General features: G+C 70.5%; 22 protein-coding genes. 13 read left to right on the top strand and 9 right to left on the bottom strand.

The features are described from left to right. Nucleotides 1–94 precede the first annotated feature (94 nt). On the top strand, nt 95–964 hold the full coding sequence (locus tag BT364_RS05920) for an LLM class F420-dependent oxidoreductase (protein WP_072484017.1): 870 nt from the start codon (nt 95–97) through the stop codon (nt 962–964). Nucleotides 965–991: 27 nt separating this feature from the next. Here the strand turns inward: BT364_RS05920 and BT364_RS05915 are convergent, their stop codons facing one another. Beyond that, entirely contained in the window at nt 992–1,495 is a 504-nt protein-coding gene (locus BT364_RS05915; RefSeq protein ID WP_072484016.1) for a DinB family protein, read from the bottom strand. A 222-nt stretch (nt 1,496–1,717) separates the two neighbouring features. Here BT364_RS05915 and BT364_RS05910 point away from each other — a divergent pair, with 222 nt between their 5' ends. The 3 genes from BT364_RS05910 to BT364_RS05900 all read left to right on the top strand — a co-directional run bounded on the left by BT364_RS05910 (nt 1,718) and on the right by BT364_RS05900 (nt 5,654). Then, nucleotides 1,718–2,311, top strand: a complete 594-nt coding sequence (locus BT364_RS05910) for a hypothetical protein (protein WP_072484196.1) — start codon at nt 1,718–1,720, stop codon at nt 2,309–2,311. 281 nt (nt 2,312–2,592) lie between these two features. Further along, the gene (locus BT364_RS05905) at nt 2,593–4,875 is read left to right on the top strand and encodes a Tox-REase-5 domain-containing protein (protein WP_256259598.1); all 2,283 of its coding nucleotides are present in this window, start codon (nt 2,593–2,595) and stop codon (nt 4,873–4,875) included. A 50-nt stretch (nt 4,876–4,925) separates the two neighbouring features. After that, nucleotides 4,926–5,654, top strand: a complete 729-nt coding sequence (locus BT364_RS05900) for an Imm52 family immunity protein (RefSeq protein ID WP_072484014.1) — start codon at nt 4,926–4,928, stop codon at nt 5,652–5,654. A 27-nt stretch (nt 5,655–5,681) separates the two neighbouring features. Here BT364_RS05900 and BT364_RS05895 read toward each other — a convergent pair whose 3' ends face one another. From BT364_RS05895 to BT364_RS05885, 3 genes are read right to left on the bottom strand one after another with little or no spacing between them, the layout of a single operon-like run. Beyond that, the gene (locus tag BT364_RS05895; protein ID WP_072484013.1) at nt 5,682–6,131 is read right to left on the bottom strand and encodes a DUF3592 domain-containing protein; all 450 of its coding nucleotides are present in this window, start codon (nt 6,129–6,131) and stop codon (nt 5,682–5,684) included. A gap of 20 nt (nt 6,132–6,151) precedes the next feature. After that, complete coding sequence (locus tag BT364_RS05890; RefSeq protein ID WP_072484012.1) at nt 6,152–6,733, bottom strand: hypothetical protein; 582 nt, start codon at nt 6,731–6,733, stop codon at nt 6,152–6,154. Between the two features lie 45 nt (nt 6,734–6,778). Continuing rightward, nucleotides 6,779–8,779 (bottom strand): hypothetical protein, encoded by a 2,001-nt coding sequence (locus BT364_RS05885; protein WP_072484011.1) that lies wholly within the window; start codon nt 8,777–8,779, stop codon nt 6,779–6,781. A 234-nt stretch (nt 8,780–9,013) separates the two neighbouring features. On the opposite strand from BT364_RS05885, the gene BT364_RS05880 reads away from it, so the two are divergent. Then, a complete protein-coding gene (locus BT364_RS05880) occupies nt 9,014–9,589 on the top strand; it encodes a hypothetical protein (RefSeq protein ID WP_072484010.1) in 576 nt (191 codons plus the stop codon). Nucleotides 9,590–9,616: 27 nt separating this feature from the next. On the opposite strand, the gene BT364_RS05875 is transcribed toward BT364_RS05880, so the two are convergent. Beyond that, a complete protein-coding gene (locus BT364_RS05875) occupies nt 9,617–10,000 on the bottom strand; it encodes a DUF192 domain-containing protein (protein ID WP_079179326.1) in 384 nt (127 codons plus the stop codon). Between the two features lie 102 nt (nt 10,001–10,102). Here BT364_RS05875 and BT364_RS05870 point away from each other — a divergent pair, with 102 nt between their 5' ends. The 3 genes from BT364_RS05870 to BT364_RS05860 all read left to right on the top strand — a co-directional run bounded on the left by BT364_RS05870 (nt 10,103) and on the right by BT364_RS05860 (nt 12,289). Further along, nucleotides 10,103–10,909, top strand: coding sequence for a prepilin peptidase (locus tag BT364_RS05870; protein WP_072484008.1), 807 nt, complete (start codon nt 10,103–10,105; stop codon nt 10,907–10,909). 60 nt (nt 10,910–10,969) lie between these two features. Next, nucleotides 10,970–11,755, top strand: a complete 786-nt coding sequence (locus tag BT364_RS05865; protein WP_072484007.1) for a class I SAM-dependent methyltransferase — start codon at nt 10,970–10,972, stop codon at nt 11,753–11,755. 75 nt (nt 11,756–11,830) lie between these two features. Then, a complete protein-coding gene (locus tag BT364_RS05860; protein WP_072484006.1) occupies nt 11,831–12,289 on the top strand; it encodes a hypothetical protein in 459 nt (152 codons plus the stop codon). Between the two features lie 18 nt (nt 12,290–12,307). Here BT364_RS05860 and BT364_RS05855 read toward each other — a convergent pair whose 3' ends face one another. Then, the gene (locus BT364_RS05855; RefSeq protein WP_072484005.1) at nt 12,308–13,459 is read right to left on the bottom strand and encodes a winged helix DNA-binding domain-containing protein; all 1,152 of its coding nucleotides are present in this window, start codon (nt 13,457–13,459) and stop codon (nt 12,308–12,310) included. Between the two features lie 51 nt (nt 13,460–13,510). Here BT364_RS05855 and BT364_RS05850 point away from each other — a divergent pair, with 51 nt between their 5' ends. Further along, entirely contained in the window at nt 13,511–14,050 is a 540-nt protein-coding gene (locus BT364_RS05850; RefSeq protein ID WP_072484004.1) for a hypothetical protein, read from the top strand. Between the two features lie 217 nt (nt 14,051–14,267). On the opposite strand, the gene mgrA is transcribed toward BT364_RS05850, so the two are convergent. After that, nucleotides 14,268–15,308 carry an L-glyceraldehyde 3-phosphate reductase gene (gene mgrA / locus BT364_RS05845; protein WP_072484003.1) on the bottom strand — a complete coding sequence of 347 codons (1,041 nt, stop codon included), beginning with the start codon at nt 15,306–15,308 and terminating at the stop codon, nt 14,268–14,270. Between the two features lie 200 nt (nt 15,309–15,508). On the opposite strand from mgrA, the gene BT364_RS05840 reads away from it, so the two are divergent. The 4 genes from BT364_RS05840 (at nt 15,509) to BT364_RS05825 (ending at nt 20,762) form a co-directional block, all read left to right on the top strand. Next, the gene (locus BT364_RS05840) at nt 15,509–16,270 is read left to right on the top strand and encodes an isoprenyl transferase (protein ID WP_072484002.1); all 762 of its coding nucleotides are present in this window, start codon (nt 15,509–15,511) and stop codon (nt 16,268–16,270) included. Between the two features lie 414 nt (nt 16,271–16,684). Next, on the top strand, nt 16,685–18,007 hold the full coding sequence (locus BT364_RS05835; protein ID WP_072484001.1) for a PhoH family protein: 1,323 nt from the start codon (nt 16,685–16,687) through the stop codon (nt 18,005–18,007). A 390-nt stretch (nt 18,008–18,397) separates the two neighbouring features. After that, nucleotides 18,398–19,111, top strand: a complete 714-nt coding sequence (locus BT364_RS05830; protein ID WP_072484000.1) for an aggregation-promoting factor C-terminal-like domain-containing protein — start codon at nt 18,398–18,400, stop codon at nt 19,109–19,111. 136 nt (nt 19,112–19,247) lie between these two features. Next, entirely contained in the window at nt 19,248–20,762 is a 1,515-nt protein-coding gene (locus BT364_RS05825) for an AI-2E family transporter (RefSeq protein WP_072483999.1), read from the top strand. 81 nt (nt 20,763–20,843) lie between these two features. Here the strand turns inward: BT364_RS05825 and BT364_RS05820 are convergent, their stop codons facing one another. After that, nucleotides 20,844–21,377: an alkyl hydroperoxide reductase gene (locus BT364_RS05820; protein ID WP_072483998.1), complete on the bottom strand. Its 534-nt coding sequence runs from the start codon at nt 21,375–21,377 to the stop codon at nt 20,844–20,846. A 12-nt stretch (nt 21,378–21,389) separates the two neighbouring features. Further along, nucleotides 21,390–21,944 carry a peroxiredoxin gene (locus BT364_RS05815; RefSeq protein WP_031083404.1) on the bottom strand — a complete coding sequence of 185 codons (555 nt, stop codon included), beginning with the start codon at nt 21,942–21,944 and terminating at the stop codon, nt 21,390–21,392. Nucleotides 21,945–21,993: the final 49 nt, after the last annotated feature.

The following is a 21,993-nucleotide window of genomic DNA, read 5'->3' as shown; positions in this document are numbered from 1 at the left end:
CGGCGCATCGCCCGACATGCCGACGACCGGCACCCCGCGTAGCGTGAGCGCCGACTACGCAAGGTGGTCGACGGCGTCGGACGGGAGGCGGGACATGAAGCTCGGTCTGCACTACTGGAACTACTCGACACCGGCCGACCCCGCACTCATCGCGCCCACGCTCGCGGAGTCGGTGCGGATCGCCGAGCAGGCGGAGATCGCGTCCTTCACCGTGATGGACCACTACTTCCAGATGGAGACCGGGCAGAGCGTCGCCGACGAACCGATGCTGGAGGGCTACACCACGCTCGGCTACGTGGCGGCGGTGAGCCAGCGGATGACGCTCGGCCTGATGGTCACGGGAGTGATGTACCGGCACCCCGGCCTGCTGGCGAAGATCGTCACGAGCCTCGACGTGCTGTCGGGCGGCAGGGCCAGGCTGGGCATCGGCGCCTCGTGGTACGAGCGGGAGCAGTACGGGCTCGGGGTGCCGGTGGTCCCGGTCGCCGAACGGTTCGAGCGGCTGGAGGAGGCCATCCGGATCTGCCTCCAGATGTGGAGCGACGACAACGGCCCGTTCCGGGGCAGGCACTACCAGCTGGCCGAGACGCTGTGCGTGCCCGAACCGATCGGCGGGCACCCGCCCATCATGATCGGCGGCGGGGGCGAGCAGAAGACCCTGCTCCTGGTCGCCCGCTACGGAGACGCCTGCAATCTCTTCGCCACCGGCCAGGAGGAAGTGGCCCACAAGCTCGACGTGCTGCGCGCCCATTGCGCCGCGGAGGACCGCGACTACGACGCCATCATCAAGACCGTGATGTACAACGGCCCGGTGCTGGACAAGCCGGCCGCGTTCCTCGCCGACGCCGAGGCGTACGCCGCCCTGGGCATCAGCGAGATCCAGGTGCTGCCCGACCGGCACCCGGTCAGTTACACCCACCAGATCGCCGAGCGCATCGCACCCGCCGTCGCCGCGATCGGCTAGCCGGCGGGTGCAACGCGCCGGGCGGTCCTACACGCCGGTGGTGCCGTCGACGATCTCCCGGATCAGGTCGAGATGGCCGTTGTGCCGGGCGGTCTCCTCGATCAGGTGCAGGACGATCCAGCGCAGATCGGGGTGGTCGCCGTCGCCCCGCGGACGCTTGGCCGGGGTGTCCAGGTCGTGGGAGGCGACCAACTCGCGGTAGCGGGTGGTCCGTTCCTCGTACAGCGACAGCACATCGGCGAGCGGCATGTCCACCGCGATGCGCATCTCGCGGTCGGGGTCCTCGTCCGTCCACGGGCCTTCGTCCGCACCGCCGAGGAAGGCCACCTCGAACCAGTAGTACTCGACCCAGCTGAGGTGGTTGATCAGCCCGGCGATCGTCATCAGGGGAGAGCCGGGCAGCGGGGCCCGGCGGGCGTCGTCCGGCGAGATGCCCTCGCATTTCGCGCGTGCGGTGTCGCGGACGTAGTCGAGGAAGGTGGCCAGCTGGGTGCGCTCGTCCCGTGCGGGAGGCGAATCGGTGCGTGTCATCGACGTACACGATCTGCGACGGGACGCCTCCTGTCCATCGCATTGTCCAATGGGGCCCGCCCCTGGGTCCCTGGGCCCACGCCCCGGGGGCCGGGCCTCATTAGGCTCGTGCACGACCAACTGCGAGCCACCTGGCCGGCGCCCGGAACGAGCGCCTGTCCGGCATGCCCGCACGCATCTGGAACTTCACGCTCCACCTGTCTCGCATGGGGTGATGTGTCGATGAGTGACGGATTCTTCTACTCGTACCACCTCGGCTGGAGTCGCCCGGACTCCGAGTCGCTCTTCAATGATCTCGACGCGGCGGGGCTGCGGCTCGCTCACCCGGTCACGAGGCGGGTCACGCTCCTCGGCCCGGGGCCCGGTCCGAGGGGCACCCCGTCGTGGGTGACCAGGGAGCAGATGGTGCTCCTGGCCGGACTGCAAAGGCTCGACAGCGTCGAGTTCCTGTTGTGGGTGAACAGCGGGACCGACGTGCCCGCACGGGTCCGCCGGATGCGGGACGGGGTCGTCGCGCTGGAATTCGGCTTCGGGCGGCTGACCCCGGACGAGCAGGAGGTGGCCGCGAGGGCGATCAGGGAGGCGATAGGGCGGGCCTCCGTCCTCTGCATCGGCTTCGTCGTCGACCGCGAGGGCGCCTCGGTGGCGACCGACTGGAGCGGTGTCGTCATCAACGGTACGACGTACTTCGACAGTTGGCCGGACACGCTGGCCGTGCGGCACGAGATCGCCGCGATGCAGCCGCAGTTGGCGGGGGTGGCCTCGTACGACCAGTCGCCCTGGATGCTCTTCGGGAGCGAAGTGCCCGTCCGGTAACGACGGTTCCGCCGCCCGCTGCTCCACTCCGCGACTTCCGTCGTATTCGGCAACTTTGAGCCTTGCATTGGGTCCTGAGGCCCATGCCCCGAAGGGTGCCGGTGTGGTCGGATGCGTGGAGTGGCTGAACTGTGGCCGTACACCGGCAAGCTGGGGGACTCGTCGTGTCTGGCATAGGCGGATTTGCGGTTTCGGGCGGTGCCGGCGGAGATGTCGCCGGCGGGGGCACCGCCGTGGGCCGGGCGGGGGGCAGGCAGTCCCTGCCGCGTCCGCTGCAGGCGGTGCTGATCCTCGTACGGCTGCTCTTCGCGGCCGCCGCTCTGGGCGGCATCGGTGTGCTGACGGTGGCGTCGGCGGTCGACGAGGTCGACGGCCGGCTGCTCGGGCTGCTGCTGTACGCGGCGCTGCCGAGCGTGTTCGCGTTCGTGCTCTCGCTGTATGTGCGTACCGGCGGCGTCTGGATCCGGCGCGGTCTGCTCGCCGTACACGTCTGGCTCGTCCTCGGCGCGCTGGCGACCTTCGGTGGGGACGGGGGCGGCCGCGGTGTCACGCAGCTGGTGATGCCGGTCGCCGTCGTCGTCCTGCTGTTCCGGGCGAGCTCGCGCGAATGGTTCGAGCTGCCCCTGGAGCAGCGGTTGCCGCACCGGCGGTTCAGCATCGCGCGCATGATCAGGTGGCGCCGGGACGACGCCGGTCAGACCGCGATGGAATACCTCGGCATGGTCCTGGTGGTCGTGGCCCTCATCGGCGGGCTCGTCGTCACGGGGATCGGCGCCCAGCTGACCGGCGGGATGCAGGACGCGATCTGCCGGCTCACCGGCAGCGCCTGCCCCGCGCCCGGCAGCAATGTGGAGGCGGGACACGGCAAGGACTCCGGCGGTTCGTCCGCCTCCGGCGGCACGGACGCCGGAGGTACGGAAGCGGGCGGATCGGTCGCCACGGGCGGCACGGACTCCGGGGGCTCCAACGCCGCCGGGGGTTCGGACACGGCCGGAGGCTCCAACGCGGCCGGGGGCTCCAACGCCGCCGGCGGGACCGACGCCGCCGGCGGAACCGGCTCGGCGGGCAGCGCGGGCAACGGCTCGGGCGGCTCCGGAGGCTCCGGCGGGGACGACACCGTCACCCAGGTCGACGACGGCGGCGACGACGTGGACAGCTCCGGCGAGCCGGACGGCGGCGACGGCCAGGACGACGGCGGCGGCAGCGGCGACGACAAGCCCGGCGAGAGCTGCACCTCCGGCGTCGGCGCGTTCTTCTCCTGCGCCGCGCACCAGACCGGCGGCTTCTTCAAGGGCCTGGTCGGCGACGGGCTGTGGGGCGACATCACCGGCACGATCGACACGATCTTCCATCCCGTCAAGGCGTGGGACGGCCTGAAGGACTACGGCAAGAGCCTCGGCGACAAGTGGAGCCAGGACTCCAAGGGCGCCGGGGACAAGTGGTCCAAGGGCGACTACCTCGGCGCGGTCTGGGACTGGACCAAGGCATCCGGCGACACCGGCCTCAAGGTCCTCGACGACGTGTTCATCGGCGACGACGTCCGGGACATGTGGAAGAACGGCAACGAGGGCCAGGCGATCGGCACCGGTCTCTGGAACATCGGCTCGCTGTTCATCCCCGGCTACGGCGAGGGCAAGCTCGTCGGCAAGCTCGGAAAACTGGGCAAGCTCGGGAAACTCGGCAAGCTGGGCGAGTTCGCGGAGAAGGCCTCGGAGGCCGCGAACAAGGCGAAGAAGGCCGCCAAGGCGGGCGATGTCACGGCCGCGGAGAAGGCCGCGAAGGAAGCACAGCAGCACGCCGACGACGCCGCCGAGCAGGCCGGACTCAAGGGCTGCACCGTCGGGATGGGCGGTCGCCTCCGGGTTCCGTACGGCAGCGGTGCGGGCGTCGGACTGCCCGGCTCCGGCACCGGCCTCCTGGCCGCGCCGCCCGTCTCCGTACCCGTCGGCTTCCTCATGGGGAAGTGCGACGAGGTCGACCCGGAGAAGAAGGCCGCCGCCGACGAGGCCCAGAAGCTGGCCGACGAGGCGAAGAAGGCCGCGGACGCGGCCAAGCGCCGGAAGGCCCTGGAAGACGCCCAGAACCAGCCGAAGCCGGCCTGGTACAAGGACCTCAAGGACCCGCCGGCCGGGGCCAAGGACGGCGGCGCGGGCAACTGGCAGGAGATCAAGCCCGGCGTCTGGAACTACCCGACCGAGATGGGCGCCCGCTACCAGGAGCAGATCTCCAAGGTGGGCCGCGGCAAGGAGTACCGGGTGCCGCTGGACAAACTCACCGGGAAGCCGGTCGACTTCGACGGCTGGGACGCCTCGCGGGGCACCTACCTGGAGGCGAAGTACGGGTACAAGGGCAAGGACTTCTACAACGCCGACACCGGGACGCTCACCACGAAGGTCGCCGACCGGTGGGCGGACCAGGCAAGCCGGCAGGTCGACGCGGCACGCGGCAAGCCGGTCGAGTGGCACCTGTCCGACCCGGACGTCGCCGAGGCGGCGCGAGAGATGTTCGAGGACCGGGGCATCCCGGTTAAGGTGATCCACACCCCGGGGGACGTGACCGGCTGACCGCCGGACGGGGTGTGGAACCGCAGACCGGAGCCCGAGGAGAACGTGTCGTGCTGAACGTCGTAGTCAACGGTTTCTGGGGCCTCCGCGGGGAATCGGTGCCGGGCATCGCCGAGCGCTGGTCCGGCACGCTCACCGCGCTCAAGGACATCGACGGCCCGACGTTCGACGTATGGCACGAGGCCGGTGACGACCTCCCGTCCGATCCCGTGCTGGAGCCCTCGGTCCCCGCACTGGCGGAGTACATCGAGCGGAAGAACACGGGCCCCGACCTCGACGTGGTGGGCTACACGACATCGCTGTGGGTGCAGAACCCCGCTGCGGCGCGGGTGTCCATGGCCATTCACGCGGGCAGTACCTCGCACTACGCGGTGAACTCCGTCTCGCTCGCCTTCCGGTCGCGCGAGGTGGACGAAACCGCGGAGGTGATCCGGCGCGCCCCGGAGATCCTGCGCCTCCTCGCGGAGAACTGGGAGATCGACGCCGGGCAGGTGTACGACAGGCCCCAGTACCGGGCGGTGGCCGAGCGGTTCGACCTGGCGAACAGCGACCCCCGCTGCGGCCGGGCGGTCTTCCTCTCCGCCGGCCGTGCCGCCCTCGCCCCCGAGGGGCTGCCCGGAACGTACGTCCGCACCGCACACGGTGGACTGGTCATCGACCTCACCCGTGGCGGTACGGAGTCCCCGGCCATCGAGACGATCATCGAGGCGAACACGCGGCTGCGGGAGGCCGGGGCGCTGGAGAAGCTCCCGATGCCGTTCGACCGGGCCACGTTCTGACACCCGCGCGCCCGTGAGCGGCGTGTCTCAGAGCCAGCCCCGCATCGCCGCGAACCCCAGCAGCAGCCCCACCGCGAACACCCCGAGCCCGAGCGCGAACACCGCGGGCATCACCACCGGACCCCACGCCCCGGGCCCGGCCACCGTGGCGTTCCCCGCCGGGTCCGCCGGGTCGTAACTGACCCGGACCGGCGCCCCGACCTCGAAGCCGAACGGGCCCGGGGCATGGTCGGTGAACTCGATGTCGCGGCCGTCGCGGGTGCGGAACGCGAAGACGTACTCGGTGGCGTAGCTCCGCTCCATGCCCGGACCCCGGTCGACCGTGCGGCGGTCCGCGCACCGCCCCTCGGCGTGTTCGCCGTGCCGCACCAGCCGCAGCACCCGGTTCAGGCGCAGCGCGGAACGGACCGCGAACGCGCCGAGGAACAGACCGAACAGCAGCAGGAACGTGGCCGTGCCGCCGGGCAGGATCTGCATGGAAGAGCGCTCCCGGTCCGCTACTTGACCGTGATCGAGTCGACGAACGCGTCGAGGTCCTGCGCGCTCAGCGAGCCCTTCACCGCATTGATCCGGACCGCGAACGGCACGTCCTTCGAATCGACCCCCGCCACCACGACCCCCGTCATCCGGGTGCCGGGCGCGGGCGTCCGCTCCTCGCCGCTCGACGTGAACTCGTAGTCGATCCGGTGTGCGTCACGGGCGCTCTCCGCACCCGCGAGCCGCACCTCCTCGGTCCCCTTGCGGGTCGCCCCGAGACCGATGCCGGCGCCCGCCGCGGAAGCCGCCTCGGCGGCGCTGTCCACGCCCGTGGCGAAGTCGAGCTGCACGGAGACCATTCCGGTGCGCAGCCCGCCCTCCTCCTTGAGCGCGACGGCCGCGTTGGCCTTGGCCCGGTCGGCCGCGGGCTGCTCCTTGTAGCCCTTGTCCCCGGGGTAGCCGACGGAGAGGCTCTTGGTGTCGAGCTTGCTCCAGCCCTCCGGGAGTGCGGCGGAGTCCCCGCCGCAGCCGGTGAGCAGGGCGAAGCCGATGGCGGCGGCAGCGGTCGCGCCGATCGTCCGGTACGTCTTCTTCGTCGTCATCGCCTATCGCCTCTTCGTCGTGCCCGGTCGGTGCTTCCCGTACCGCTACTTCGCGCAGTAGCTGTACGGAAGGTACGAGCGCTTGTCGCCCTGCGGAGCCCCGAGGAACTCCGCGTCCGTCAGTGTCTCCTTCTTGTGCTCGTCGGAGATGGAGAATCCCAGACTCATGCCGAGCGAGACCTCGAAGCCGAACTCCTGGGCGTCCGTCTGACCGTTGTACTTCATCTTGCTCGACAGGCCGTCCTGGTACATCAGCTGGTCGAAGGGGTCGGTTCCGGTGGGCTTCTGCTCCAGGGAATGATCGCCGAACATGTACTCGAACGGGGCGGTGTTGTTGCCGGAGCCGTCCAGCCACTGCTCGGCGATGGCCCGCTTGTCCTCGGTGGCCTTGTCGGTGTCCTTGCCGAAGACGATCGAGTTCGTCCGGACCTCGATACCGGTGTCGCCGGAGGAGTCGGAGCCGCTGACCTTGCCGCCGCGCTTGTCCTTGCCCTTCTCGCCGTTGTCGCCGCTGACGTCGCCCTTGTCGGTCGTCGAGCCGTTCTCGATGGTCTGGGTCATGTCGATGCGGACGATCTTGCCGGTCTTCTGGTCACGGGTGACGGTGACCGCCCCGGTCCGGCTGTCCTTCGCGGAGGCCGTGCCGCCCAGCGGACCGGCCGAACCGCCGACCTTGCCCTCCAGTTCGAGCTTGGCGGTGTACGTGTACGACTCGTTGCCGTTGACGTCGTCCTTGGTGATGGTGACCTCGGGGGAGAACTTCGCCTTGCCGCCGAGCTTCGCGCCGAGCTTGGCCTCGTCGCCCGAGCTGATGGAGAGTCCGCCGTCCGCGTAGACGTTGAGACCGATGGTCGAGTAGGAGATCTTCTTGTCCCCGATCTTCTTCTCGACGTCCTTCTTCTTGTCGGCCCACTTCATCCCGGAGTACCAGCCGCCGCCGTAGCCGCCGCTGTACTTCGTGGAGGTCTCCCACATCTTCATTTCTTCGATGTCGTCCCGCATCTTCTTGGCTTCTTCCTCGCTCTTGAAGACCCAGGTGTCACCGTTGGTGATCTTGATGCCGCCGCCGACGTCCACATCCGCCTTGCCCAGGTTGCCGAGCTTGACGCCGGGGGTGCTGGCGGTGGCACCGGCCGAGGCGGCGTCCGTGAACGTCATGTAGACCAGCTTGTCGTTCTCGTCGACCTTGCCGTCCTCGTTCACATCCGTCTTGGCCTGGCTGACCTTCTGCTGGAAGCCGTACTCGTTGCCCCACTCGAACCAGCCGATCTTGACCTTGTCGCCGACGGTGTCGGAGACGCTGGAGACCTGGCACATCTTGGGCTCGTAGTCGGCGTCCGTCTTCGGCTTCGCGGTGGTGTCGCCGCCGCCCGTGGAGCAGCTGCCACCGCTGCCGCCCAGCGAGCTGATGGCGCAGCGGATGCGCTCGCCGATCTGGCCGCCGACACCCGCCATGGACATCGCGCCGATCAGCGTGACGACGAGGACGACCACCCCGAGGTACTCCATGGCGGTGGCGCCGCCGTCCCGCCAGGAGTACGGCCGGTACGGAGCGGGCTCCGGCTCGTCCGCGCGGTCGTCCAGGAGCCGGTCGACGGCCAGCCCCGCCGCCGCGCCGGTCGCCAGCGCGACGAACGGCATCAACGTGCCCTCGACGTCCACGAGATGCCAGGACACGGCCAGCCCGTAGACGAGCGCGGCCAGCGGGACGGTGAGGGCGGCGGCGAGGGTCAGCAGACGCGACTCGCGGTGCTCGTCGGGCAGCACACGGGCGGAGGCCAGGACCGTGAGGACGGTCGTGATGACGCTGGGTACGTGGATCAGGGCCAGGCGCCAGCCGAAGCTCGTCAGCCGCTCGTCGGAGGCCAGCAGCTCGACCAGTCCGCGCGACACCAGATACCCGGCGGCGATGTAGACCAGGGCGCCGGCGGCCCAGCTGCGGGTCAGTGCGAAGAACACGCCACTGCTCGCGCCGGAGCCACCACCCCCGTTCCGCGGTGGTATGTGGCCCGCGCCTCCGCTTCCCCAGCCCCCGCCACCAGTCACGGTTCTTCCTCTCCGACGCCCACTTGCCATGCCTGTGCCCGCAGTTCCGCATTCGGGTCGACGTGAGCGTACGGGTGTACGAGCCGGGTGACCTGGGCCCTTGGCCCCAAACTCGGGCCCAACGGGCAATACCCCGCCCCACCCGCGGGGTGCGGGGGAGCAGGGCATCGGGGGAGGGGAGGGAAGGAGGAAGGAGGGCCGGATCGCACTCGAACCCACGGCAGCGCAGGTGCGTTGAGAGCGGTCGCGCTCCTCCTGACGCTCTTCTGCCTCCTCACCGTCTACTTCGTCGCCCGTTCCTGGATCTCGGCCCGGCGGGCCGTCGTGGTGGTCCTGCTGGTCCTCAGCGGCATGGGATTCCTGCGCAGGGTCCTGGGCGTCCAGCAGCTGGCCGACCTGAGCCGGAGCCGGGCACCCCTCATGCTCACCCTCACCGCCGCCATGGCCGTCGTCACCACGCTCGCCACCGCCCAGGTCGTCGCGTACGGGGCCATGCCAGGACCCGGCCGGCTGAGCGCGTCGACGGTGCCGGTCGCACGCCGGCTGAAGTCCGACGGCCCCTGCCTCCTGGTCACCGGGTACGCCCCCGAGCTGGGCTGGTACCCGGGCTGCGACACCGCCTCGTACGCGCACTTCCGCCGCACCCCACCGCCCCCCGGCACACGGGTCACCCTCGTGCTGTTCGAACGGGGCCGGCTCCAGCCGGACGAGGCGTCGCTGAAGCGCCTGATCGGCGACCGCGCGAGCGACACCCGGACGATCCCCACCACGGGGGAGATCGGCGACGCCACCGTGATCACACTGCGGTGAACGGCCGCACGCCGTGCGCCCGCCCGCTCATGTCCGGTCGATCCCGCTCTGGACGACCGCCACCCGGACCCCCGGCCGGATCCCCCACTTCTCCATCGCCCCGGCCTCCGCCTCCACCACGTGCCGGGCCCGCAGCCGGGGCATGCCGAGGCGGCCGGGCTTCATCGTGTGGACCGCCACGACCTTGAACTTCCGGTCCAGATAAGCCACATCGATGGTGAACCGCATCCGGAAACTGTGCACACTCCCGCACGGGGTGATCAGGAGAGCACCGTCGATCCCGTCCTGCCCGAGCAGTCCGCGACTCCGGGCCCGGTACGAGGCCGCGATCCGCAGCGGTATCTCCTCCCCCTGCCCGCCCTGTCCGTCGGTGACCGTCAACGTGCCGTTGCCATTGCGCCATTGAGCCATGGCCATGAAGGTAGCGCCAGGTGACGGCCACTGGGTCCGGAACGGGTGGCAGTGGGCCCCAGGACCCATGACCGGTGCCGGGCGCCCGCCTAGGGTCGCACCGTGGACGCCATGCTGACAGTGCTCGCCGCACTCTGGGGCGCAGCGGCCGGACTGCTGGTCCCGCGCGCCGCCTACCGGTTCTCCGTCGAGCCGGAGGACCCCTGGCGCGACGCCTGCCCCGAGGGCCACGCCCTGACCGGGGCCGCCCGCGGCTGGCTCGGCTCCACCCGGTGCGCCCCGTGCGCGGCGGTGCCGGTGACCACCACCCCGGGCGATGCGCCGGGAGACCCGGACGGCGGGACGGACCGCACGCCGCCCGCCGCGCGCTACGCCCCCGGCGTCCTCGTCCCCGTCGTCACCGCGCTCTCCTGCGCGGTCCTCGCGGCGGCCACCGGACTCCGCCCCGAACTGGCCGTCTGGCTGCTGCTGGCACCCGTCGCCGTACTCCTGGCGACCGTCGACCGCCGCGTCCACCGGCTGCCCGACCGGCTGACCCTGCCCGCCGCCGGGGCCCTCGCCGTGCTCCTCGGCGCCGCCGCGCTGCTCCCCGAGCACGCCGGATCCTGGCTGTCCGCCCTGCTCGGCGGTGCCGCCCTCGGCGGCTTCTACTTCCTGCTCTTCGTCATCAACCCGAACGGAATGGGCTTCGGGGACGTCAAGCTCGCCCTGTCACTGGGCATGGCCCTCGGCTGGTACGGCTGGGCCGTGGTGTTCGCCGGAGGCTTCGCCGGCTTCCTGCTCGGTGCGGCGTACGGGTTCGGGCTGATGGTCCTGAAGCGGGCCGGGCGCAAGACCGGCATCCCGTTCGGCCCGTTCATGATCACGGGCGCGCTGCTGGGCATGCTGCTCGGCGCCCTGGCCGCCTGACCCCGCCGCCCCGCCACAATACGGTCGCGCCGCCCGGCACCCGGCTGACACCATTCCCGCATGTCCGAAGCAGCCGAAGCAGAACGCGCGCGATTCGAAGCCCTCGTCTCGGAGGCGGCTGCCGTCTCCGTCGACGGCTGGGACTTCTCCTGGCTCGACGGCCGGGCCACCGAACAGCGCCCCTCCTGGGGCTACGCCCGCGCCATGGCGGACCGGATGGGGCGGGCCAGGGCCGCGCTCGACATCCAGACCGGCGGCGGAGAGGTCCTCGCCTCCGTACCGAAGCTGCCGCCGCTCACCGTCGCCACCGAGTCCTGGCCGCCGAACATCGCCCGCGCCACCGCACTCCTGCACCCGCTCGGCGCGGCCGTGGTCGCCGACCCGGACGAGCCGCCGCTGCCGTTCGGCGACAACGCCTTCGACCTGGTGGTCAGCCGGCACCCGGTGACCACCTGGTGGACGGAGATCGCGAGGGTGCTCGCCCCCGGCGGCACGTACTTCTCGCAGCAGGTCGGCCCGGCCAGCGTCTTCGAGCTCGTCGAGTACTTCCTCGGCCCGCAGCCACCCGAGGTGCGCGGCTCCCGCGACCCCGAACAGGCGCGGGCGGCGGCCGAGGCGGCCGGGCTGGACGTCGTCGCTCTGCGGGCGGAGACCCTGCGCACCGAGTTCTTCGACATCGGTGCCGTCGTCTACTTCCTGCGCAAGGTGATCTGGATGGTGCCGGGCTTCACCGTCGAGGAGTACCGGCCGCGACTGGCCGAGCTGCACCATCTGATCGAGACCGAGGGGCCGCTCGTCGCCCACACCACCCGATTCCTGATCGAGGCCCGCAAACCGGACGCCTGACCCCGAGTCGCACCCGCCGCTCACGGCCGGAGGATGCGACCCTGGGCGGTGAACTCCTGGGGAAGGATCTGGCACATGAGGGTGGGGAACGGAGAGGGCGCACCGCGGGTCCCGCGGCAGGGAAGGGCCGACTGGCTCAGAGGCGCGCGGATCATCGGAGTGCTCGGTGTCTTCTACCGCCCGGAGGGACGGCTGGGGGAGCCGGAGGCGGTCGAATTCCTGCTGGCCGACGGCCAGTCGGTGCTTCTGACCTGCGCCTCCGACTGGACGCTGCGCGTCGGACCCGGCGCCTGGCCGCGGCTGCCCGAGTGGTGCGTACCGTCGGGGCAGTGGGAGTTCGCCACCGTGCCGACCCTGCCGCAGCCTCCCGAAGGCGGCTGGACGGTCACCCGCACCGAGGAACGCGGGGACGAGAACGGCCAGGTCCGCGAGGCCGTCATCCGCTGCGAGGGCGGCAGCTTCGTGGTCGTCGGCGGCGACACCATGGCGATCCGCTTCACCCGGGGCCACCGCGGCGCACCGGCCACCACCTGAGAGCCCCGCGCATCCGCCCTACGCGTGCGCCCCCACCGTCACCTCGCCCACCGTCAGCTCCGCGTTCCCCTCCAGCACCTCGCCGACCCGTGCCACCTCCGCCTCAAGCTCCCGCAGCCGCCCGGCCGTCAGAGGCGCCAGCGGCTCCACGGTGACCGCGATCCGGCGGCCCGAACGCCGCTGGTGCCACACCCCGGCGGCCGTGCCGTCGACCAGCAGCACCGGGAAGTTCCCCGCCTGGCCGCCCGCCAGCGCCCGGGTGTACGCCGCACCGGGGAAGAGCTTCTCGCGCGGCTGGGACGCGATGAGGAACGCGTCGAAATAGGGGAGCAGCCGCACTCCGCGGACCGGCTCCGCCGAGAAGCCGGTGTCGCCCGCCACCACCCAGGCCGGCCCGCCCTCGTACGTCACCTGCTCGATCTCCCCGCGCGCGGCCGTCCCCGCGAACAGCTCCGCCGCCCAGCCGGGAGGCATCGCCAGCCACTTCGCGAAGTGCGCGGGCGTGGCGGGCCCGTACGCGTGCAGATAGCGGCGTACGAGGCCGGCGAGTGCCTCGGGTCCGTCCAGCGGTACGACGCCGGGGCGGGTGTAGGTGACCTTGCGGCCGCGATCCGGCGCGAAGCACAGCACCCCGCGGTGACCCGCCAGATGCATCACCTGCCGCCAGCGCGGCCACATCCCCTGGAACGCGGGCATCACCAGGTCCCCCGCCCACGCCCCGGCCCGCTCCACCACCGCCTCGGACAGCTCGTCGACGGTCAGCTCGGCCCCGGTCAGCGCCTCCTCGATCGCGGCGAGCACCGCCTCGACCTGCTCCGGGGTCATCCGGGCATCCTTGGCGAACGGATTGCGCCCGGTCGGCAGCGCGGACAACGCCCCCGTCCACATCGGGAGTTCGGCCATCGGCAGCAGATGGACGGTGCCGCGTGGCCCGAAGGTCTTGACCAGGGTGCGGTCCTTCCACAGCGCGTCGCGCACATCGGCACGGGTCACGCCCGTCGTCCGCATCCCGACGGAGAGCCCGGCGGCCGAGAGCACCTGGGCGTGTGCGGCCGGCAGCGTACCGACCACCTCGGCGGGGGCGAGGCGGCCGGGAGCGGTGAGTCCCTGGCGTGCCATCCGACGGGCATTCGCGGCGGACCAGGTCACAGTTGCGGTTCGGCTTGTCATGACCGGGAAACTAGCGCCCCGTCAGGTCAGCTCCTGTCCCATACTCGGCCCATGACCTCCGCGAGACGTACCGCCCGCATCCTCGCCGCAGCGGCGGGCCTCGTCCTCGTCCCCGTCCTCGCCGGCTGCGGGACGGAGCGGTCCGGGTCCGGGGCGGCGGCCGAGGGGCCCGGCGCGAGCAGCGGCCCGCCCTCCGAGGGCGCCTCCCCCCAGGACGACCCGGTCGACGGCAGCGACGCCTCGAAGTACCGGGAGAACCACGCCTTCCAGTCCACCGCCGAGCTGACCCCGGCCGACCGGGCCCGGGGCGAGGCCGAGGTGAAGAAGGTCAAGGCCGGCCTGGCCGGGATCGCGGAGGGCCGGAAGGCCGGCGAGCCCCGGATCCGGGCGGCCCTCGCCGATCTGGGCTACGCCCCCGGCACCATCACCACCGGTACCTTCGGTCCGCACCGCAACACCTTCGTCCTCGACCTCGGCACGATCTGCGTGGAGGGTGCGCTGGACGGCGTGGTCAACGGGCTGGTCACGGCCGAGGCGCACGGCAAGTACCTCGAAGGAACGGGCTGCGTGAAGCCGGTCGGCGGCCACTGAGAGACCGGCGGGGCGTCAACCGGACGACATGCGCGCAACGGAGTCCGGTGAACTCGCAGAGTGATTGTGGAGTGGCGTGGCGCGCAGCATCACTTACGAAGGGTTATGGTGGAAACCCCCCCTCGGGCCGGTCCGTATCCCCCCCCCACGGACCGGCCCGTTTTTTGTCGGCCCGCAGCGCCGGCCGCGAACCGGCCCCACGCGGCCGCCTCTCCCGTCAGCCCCGTCCGGCCCAGATGTTGGTGCCCGCGGTGTCCACGGCGAAGGTGTCGATCTCCTTCAATTCCTCAGCTGTCAACGGCTGTCCGGCGAGCGCCGCGACGTTCTCCTCCAGCTGCTTCACGCTCGACGCACCGATCAGGGCGGACGTCATACGGCTGTCGCGCAGCACCCAGCACAGCGCCAGCTGGGCGAGCGACTGACCGCGCCGGTGGGCGATGTCGTTCAGCCCGTTCAGCCGGCGCACCACCTCGTCCGAGAGCAGACCGGGGTCCAGGGACTTGCCCTGGGTGGCGCGGGAGCCCTCCGGGATGCCCGCCAGGTACTTCCCGGTGAGCAGCCCCTGGGCGAGCGGCACGAAGGAGATGCAGCCCATGCCGGCCGTCTCCAGGGTGTCGAGCAGGTCGTCGTCCTCGATCCAGCGGTTGATCATCGAGTAGGACGGCTGGTGGATCAGCGCCGGTACGCCCATCTCCCTGAGCAGCCCGGCCGCCTCGGTGGTCTGCTCCGCGTTGTACGAGGACAGCCCCACGTACAGCGCCTTGCCCTGCTGGACGGCGGAGGCCAGTGCCCCCATCGTCTCCTCCAGCGGGGTCTCCGGGTCGAAGCGGTGGGAGTAGAAGATGTCGACGTAATCCAGCCCCATCCGGTTCAGCGAGGCGTCGAGCGACGACAGCAGGTACTTGCGGGAGCCCCATTCGCCGTACGGGCCGGGGTGCATCTCGTAGCCGGCCTTGGTGGAGATGATCAGCTCGTCCCGGTACGGGGCGAAGTCCTGGCGGAAGAGCTTGCCGAAATTGAGCTCGGCGGAGCCGGGCGGCGGCCCGTAGTTGTTGGCCAGGTCGAAGTGGGCCACCCCGAGGTCGAAGGCGCGGCGCAGGATCGCCCGCTGGGAGTCCAGCGTGCGGTCGTCGCCGAAGTTGTGCCAGAGACCGAGGGAGACGGCGGGAAGCTTGAGACCGCTGCGGCCGCTGCGGCGGTACTCCATGGAGTCGTAGCGCGAACCGGCGGCGCGGTAGTGGAGAGGAGAATCAGTCACGTTTCTCTCCTTATCACGGACTTGTGACAGGCCGGGTTGGGTCGGTGCCCCGCCCGCGCAGTAATGTGGCGGCTTCGGGGACTGCCACGGCACGGCGGGGCGATGGACTCTGTGGACCAGTGCGGCGATCCCCAGGGGGACGACCCCGGACCCCGGGCAAGGGGGCGGGTGGGCCCGCACGGAACCGAGAGGTGAACTCAGTGAACTTGCGCGACCTGGTGTACGGGCTCTACGCGCGCCGGGTGGAGGCCCGCCTCGACCACACCCAGGTGCCCAAGCACATCGGCGTCATCCTCGACGGAAACCGGCGCTGGGCGAAGGCGTCCGGCGGCACGGCCGCGCAGGGGCACCAGGCCGGCGCGGACAAGATCAAGGACCTGCTCGGCTGGTGCAGCGAGACGGATGTGGAAGTCGTCACGCTCTGGCTGCTCTCCACGGACAACTTCGACCGCCCCGAGTCCGAGCTGACGCCGCTCCTCGGGATCATCGAGAACACCGTGCGCGACCTCGCGGCGGACGGCCGCTGGCGGGTCCACCACGTCGGCACGCTCGACCTGCTGCCCGCCCGCACCCAGACGGTGCTCAAGGAGGCCGAGCAGGCCACGGTCGGTGTCGACGGAATACTGGTCAACGTCGCCGTCGGCTACGGCGGGCGCCAGGAGATCGCCGACGCGGTCCGCTCGCTGCTGCTGGACCACTCCGCCAAGGGGACCTCGTTCGAGGACCTGGCGGAGATCGTCTCCACCGACATGATCTCCGAGCACCTCTACACCCGGGGCCAGCCCGACCCGGATCTGGTCATCCGCACCAGCGGCGAGCAGCGGCTGTCCGGCTTCATGCTCTGGCAGACCGCGCACTCCGAGTACTACTTCTGCGAGGTCTTCTGGCCGGCCTTCCGCAAGGTCGACTTCCTCCGCGCGCTGCGCGACTACGCGGCCCGGGGCCGCCGCTACGGCGGCTGACTCCCGAAGGCTCTCCGGCCCGGCATGGCCGGCCCGTCCGGCGACCACTCCCAGCCCGTCCGGCGTTTGAGGACGGAACCGAGCAGGTGGTGAGCCCGACCCCACGTGCCCCGGGAAACCAATCCCAGCTCACCGCCCGCCCCAGGGCGGCATGGCTTCGCGTCTTCGAGGGAATACCCCTGACAGGTCGACGTCCGGTCAGGAACCAGGCGGACGTCGTGTCCAAGTGAGCGGCATGGAGTCCGCTCGCCCGGGAGGCCCTTTGCACACGAAGGACCGTACGAACAGCACGGCCGACGCGGAGGGCCGGTGCCCGGCCCGCGCATCGGGGCCCAAGCCCGGTCCGTCCTCTCCCATTGGGATGCTCCGCGACGCCGTCGCACCCCAACCTCGTCCGAGGGGGTACGTCCTTCCGTGGTGACCAGCACCAAGCGCCGCATGTCCGACAGGCGCACCTATGTTCTCGACACCAGCGTCCTGCTGGCCGATCCCAACGCCATGGCCCGGTTCGACGAGCACGAAGTCGTGCTCCCGATCGTCGTGGTCACGGAACTGGAGGCCAAACGGCACCACCCGGAGCTCGGCTACTTCGCCCGGCAGGCCCTGCGCCTGCTGGACGACTTCCGGGTCCGGTACGGCCGGCTCGACGCCCCGATCCCGCTCGGGGATCTGGGCGGGACGCTGCGCGTCGAACTCAACCATTCCGACCCCGGCGTACTGCCAGCCGGCTACCGGTTGGGGGACAACGACTCACGGATCCTCGCGGTCGCGCGCAACCTCCAGGCCGAGGGGTACGACGTCACGGTCGTCTCCAAGGACCTGCCCCTGCGCATCAAGGCGTCCTCGGTCGGCCTCCTCGCGGAGGAGTACCGCGCCGAGCTCGCCATCACCGACTCCGGCTGGACGGGTATGTCGGAGCTCTCCCTCGGCGGCGAGCAGGTGGATCTGCTCTACGGAGAGGAGACGCTGTACGTCCCCGAAGCCTCCGAACTGCCCGTGCACACCGGACTGGTCCTCCAGTCCGAGCGCGGCAAGGCGCTCGGCCGGGTCACCGCCGAGGGCAATGTGCGCCTGGTGCGCGGCGACCGGGAGGCCTTCGGCATCCACGGCCGCAGCGCCGAACAGCGCATCGCCCTCGATCTGCTCCTCGACCAGGACGTCGGCATCGTGTCGCTGGGCGGCCGGGCCGGCACCGGCAAGTCGGCGCTGGCGCTCTGCGCCGGGCTCGAAGCCGTCCTGGAGCGCAGACAGCACCAGAAGGTGATGGTCTTCCGCCCGCTGTACGCGGTCGGCGGGCAGGAGCTGGGCTATCTCCCCGGCACCGAGGCCGAGAAGATGAGCCCCTGGGCGCAGGCCGTCTTCGACACGCTCTCGGCGGTCGCCGGGCGCGAGATCATCGAGGAGGTACTGGGGCGCGGGATGCTGGAGATCCTGCCGCTCACCCACATCCGGGGCCGCTCGCTCCACGACGCCTTCGTGATCGTCGACGAGGCCCAGTCGCTCGAACGGAACGTACTGCTGACCGTGTTGTCCCGGATCGGGGCGAACTCCCGGGTGGTGCTCACGCATGACGTGGCCCAGCGTGACAACCTCAGGGTCGGCCGGTACGACGGAGTCGTCGCCGTGGTCGAGAAACTGAAGGGTCATCCGCTCTTCGCGCATGTCACCCTCACCCGCTCCGAGCGCTCGCAGATCGCCGCACTGGTGACCGAAATGCTGGAGGAAGGCCAGATCTGATACGGGATACGGCAGTTGGTGCCGCCCGGTGAGCGAAGCAGCTTAGCCGGGCGGCACCGTGTTGCGGCACCATTTCCGTAAATCACTTGCTCCAAACGAGGTGTGAGCTTTCACACGCAACAGAGAATTGCTTCGCGGCGTGCCGTTCCGGCAGAGTCTTGCTTCCGTCAGGCCCCGCATACGGCACACCCGCACCTCCCCAGGTGCCACGCACCACACAACTCAACAATCGACGTCCGTATGCCGCCCGCGAGCACCACGCGGCGCTCCCTCCGGGGAGTCGCCCACCGGGTCCGTGCCTCCCGTGACCCAAGCAGTAGGGAGGCCAGCGCCAGGGGCACGATTGCGTCCGCGAGGTCACCTAAGCGGGCGATGCTGGAAGGACACCGTGTGAGCCGGATCTCGGTCCGGGGGTTCGCCGTGGCATCCGCCACTGCCGTAACCACCGTTGGCGCCGTCGTTGGCGTTGCCTCGGGCAGCACTCCCGCTGTCGACGACAACAACTTCGAGGCGACCGCAGCCGACACCACGCTGCTCGCAGACATCCCCGCGGGCCAGCAGGCCCAGGTGCAGACCGCCTCGCTGACGCAGCAGGCCGACGCCCAGGCGTCCGCGGCCGACACCGCGGCGAAGAAGTCCGTGGAGGAAGCGGCCCGCATCCAGGCCGCCAAGGACGCCAAGTCGAAGAAGGCGGCGGCCGAGGACAAGCTGGAGCAGGAGCGCAAGGCGAAGAAGGCAAAGGAAGCGGAGGAGCGTGCCAGCCGCTCCTCGGTCCGCAGCGCCTCCTCCTTCGCCCAGCAGGGCTCGTACACCGTGGCGGAGATCCAGGCGATCGCGCGGCAGATCGTGCCCGCCGACCAGTTCCAGTGCTTCAGCAACATCGTGAACGTCGAGTCGAGCTGGAACTACCGGGCGAGCAACCCGTCTTCCGGTGCCTACGGACTTGTGCAGGCGCTGCCGGGTTCGAAGATGGCGAGCGCCGGTGCCGACTGGCAGACCAACCCGGCCACCCAGATCAAGTGGGGCCTCAGCTACATGAACGGCGCCAAGTACGGCAGCCCGTGCGGCGCCTGGTCCTTCTGGCAGGCCAACCACTGGTACTAGAACCCCCCGAGGTTCCGGTCCCGATCGTGCAGAGCCCCTCGCCGTCCTACGGTGAGGGGCTTCGTGCGTGTACGGTCGGTCCGCACGGCTCGGCGGGGGAGCGGTGGGGAGAGAAAACGGGGGAAGAGGAACCATCATGTCGAAACTTCCGGGGTGGCTCGGCCGGCTGGGCGCCGAACTGACCGAACTGGGCGATCGGCTGGAGCAGCGCCGGGCCGAGGCCGAAGGGGACGGGACCGCGCGTACCGAGCTGCCGGTGACCGCCTCCGCCGCGCCCGCTGCGACCGTTCCCTCCGCGACCGTTCCTTCCGCGACCATTCCGCCCGGGGCCGTTCCGCCCGGGGCCGTTCCGTCCGGGGCCGTTCCGGGTGAGGAGGCCCGGCGCGGTGCCGGGGTCGGCCATGTGCCGCCGCCGCCCTCGTACGCCCCCTCCGTCGCCGCTCGGCCCGATCCGGTCGCGGCGATTCCCTGGGGGATGCGGGTCGCGGCCGAGGCGGGCTGGCGGCTGCTCGTCCTGGCGGGCACTCTCTGGGTGCTGATGAAGGTCATCAGCGCCGTGCAGCTGGTGGTCCTGGCCTTCGTCGCCGCGCTGCTCGTCACCGCGATGCTGCAACCGACCGTCGCCCGGCTGAGGCACTACGGGCTGCCGCGCGGCCTGGCCACCGCCGTCACCGCGATCCTGGGCTTCGTTGTCATGGGCCTGGTCGGCTGGTTCGTGGTCTGGCAGGTCATGGACAACATCGACACCCTCTCCGACAAGGTGCGGACGGGTATCGAGGATCTGAAGAACTGGCTGCTCGACAGCCCCTTCCATGTCACCGAGCAGCAGATCAACGTTGTCGCGAAGAACCTCAGCGACACCATCGGCACCAACACCGAGCAGATCACCTCCGCCGGACTGCAGGGCGTCACCGTGATGGTGGAGGTCCTCACCGGGATGCTGCTGGCGATGTTCTCGACGCTCTTCCTGCTGTACGACGGGAGGCGCATCTGGCACTGGGTGCTGAAGCTGGTGCCGGCCCAGGCCCGGCCGGGCGTCGCGGGCGCCGGGCCGCGCGCCTGGCGGACGCTGACCGCCTATGTGCGGGGCACCGTCATAGTGGCGCTGATCGACGCGATCTTCATCGGGCTCGGGATCTTCTTCCTCGATGTGCCGATGGCGGTGCCGCTGGCCGTCTTCATCTTCCTCTTCGCCTTCATCCCGCTGGTCGGCGCCGTGATCTCCGGGGCGCTGGCGGTGGTCGTCGCGCTGGTCACCCAGGGCGTGTTCGCCGCCCTGATGGTGCTGGCGGTGGTGCTCGCCGTACAGCAGATCGAGGGCCATGTGCTCCAGCCGTTCATCCTGGGACGCGCGGTGCGGGTGCATCCGCTCGCCGTCGTCCTCTCGGTCGCCGCCGGCGGCATGATCGCCGGCATCGGCGGCGCGGTCGTCGCGGTGCCGCTGGTCGCGGTCACCAACACGGTGGTCGGCTATCTGCGGGCGTACGGACAGGAGCAGGCGTTGCGCTACGCGCCGTCCCCACGCGGGGCGACCGCGGTCGATGTCGCTCCGACGCCCGCGCCGGGATCGCAGCCCGAGGACATCGACCACGGCGACGACGACGAGGACCGCGCCGACGGGGACACGAAGAAGAACGGGCCCGGCAAGTAGGCCCACAGGCAGAAGAGAGAAGGGCCCCGGGGACGGTCGGTCGTCCCTGGGGCCCTTCTCGTACAGGGGGTACTGCTGGTCCTACTCGGCGAGCACGGCCTCGGCATCGAGGGTCACGCCGACCGCCTGGATCACCGAGGCGATCTTGACGGCTTCCTGAATGGTCTCACGGTCCACGCCGGCCTTGCGCAGCACCTGCTCGTGGGAGTCCAGGCACTGGCCGCAGCCGTTGATCGCGGAGACGGCGAGCGACCACAGCTCGAAGTCGATCTTCTCCACGCCGGGCTTGCCGATGACGTTCATCCGCAGACCCGCCCGGAGCGTCCCGTACTCGGGGTCCGACAGCAGGTGCCGGGTCCGGTAGAAGACGTTGTTCATCGCCATGATGGCGGCGGCCGACTTCGCGGCGGTGTAAGCCTCCGCGGAGAGGTTGGCCTTGGCCTCCGGCTCCAGCTCGCGCAGCACCTTCGGCGAGCGCGAGGCGATCGCGCAGGCCAGGACGGTGCCCCAGAGCTGCTGCTGCGGAAGTTCGCTGTTCCCGATGACCGAACCGAGGTTCAGCTTCAGGTCCTTGGCGAAGTCCGGAACGGCTGCCTTCAGTTCGTCGAGTGCCATGTCGCTGTCAGCTCACTCGCCCGAGAGGAGGGCGACCGGGTCGAGGGTGTTCTCGCCCTTGGTCCAGTTGCACGGGCACAGCTCGTCGGTCTGCAGGGCGTCCAGGACCCGCAGGACCTCCTTGGGGTTACGGCCCACGGAACCGGCGGTCACCATCGTGAACTGGATCTCGTTGTTCTGGTCGACGATGAAGACGGCGCGCTGGGCGAAGCCGTCCTCGCCCTCGATGCCGAGGTCACGCATGAGCTCGTGCTTCGAGTCGGCCATCATCGGGAAGGGCAGGTCGGTCAGGTCCGGGTGGTCCTTGCGCCAGGCGTGGTGCACGAACTCGGAGTCACCGGAGAAGCCGAGGATCTGGGCGTCACGGTCGGCGAACTCGTCGTTCAGCTTGCCGAAGGCGGCGATCTCGGTGGGGCACACGAAGGTGAAGTCCTTCGGCCACGCGAAGACGATCTTCCACTTGCCCTCGTAGGTCTTGTGGTTGATCTGCTCGAACTCCTTGCCGCTCTCCAGCGAGACACAAGCAGTCAGGTCGAACTCGGGGAACTTGTCACCGACAGTGAGCACGCGCTCTCCTTGTAGCGTAGGAATTCCCTTTTGGGGTTTTCCTGAGGGT

It is taken from the genome of Streptomyces atratus (genome assembly GCF_900119365.1).
Classification (GTDB): domain Bacteria; phylum Actinomycetota; class Actinomycetes; order Streptomycetales; family Streptomycetaceae; genus Streptomyces; species Streptomyces atratus_B.
Note: the sequence above shows the minus strand (reverse complement) of the source record. Positions and strands in the feature narration are given on the sequence as shown.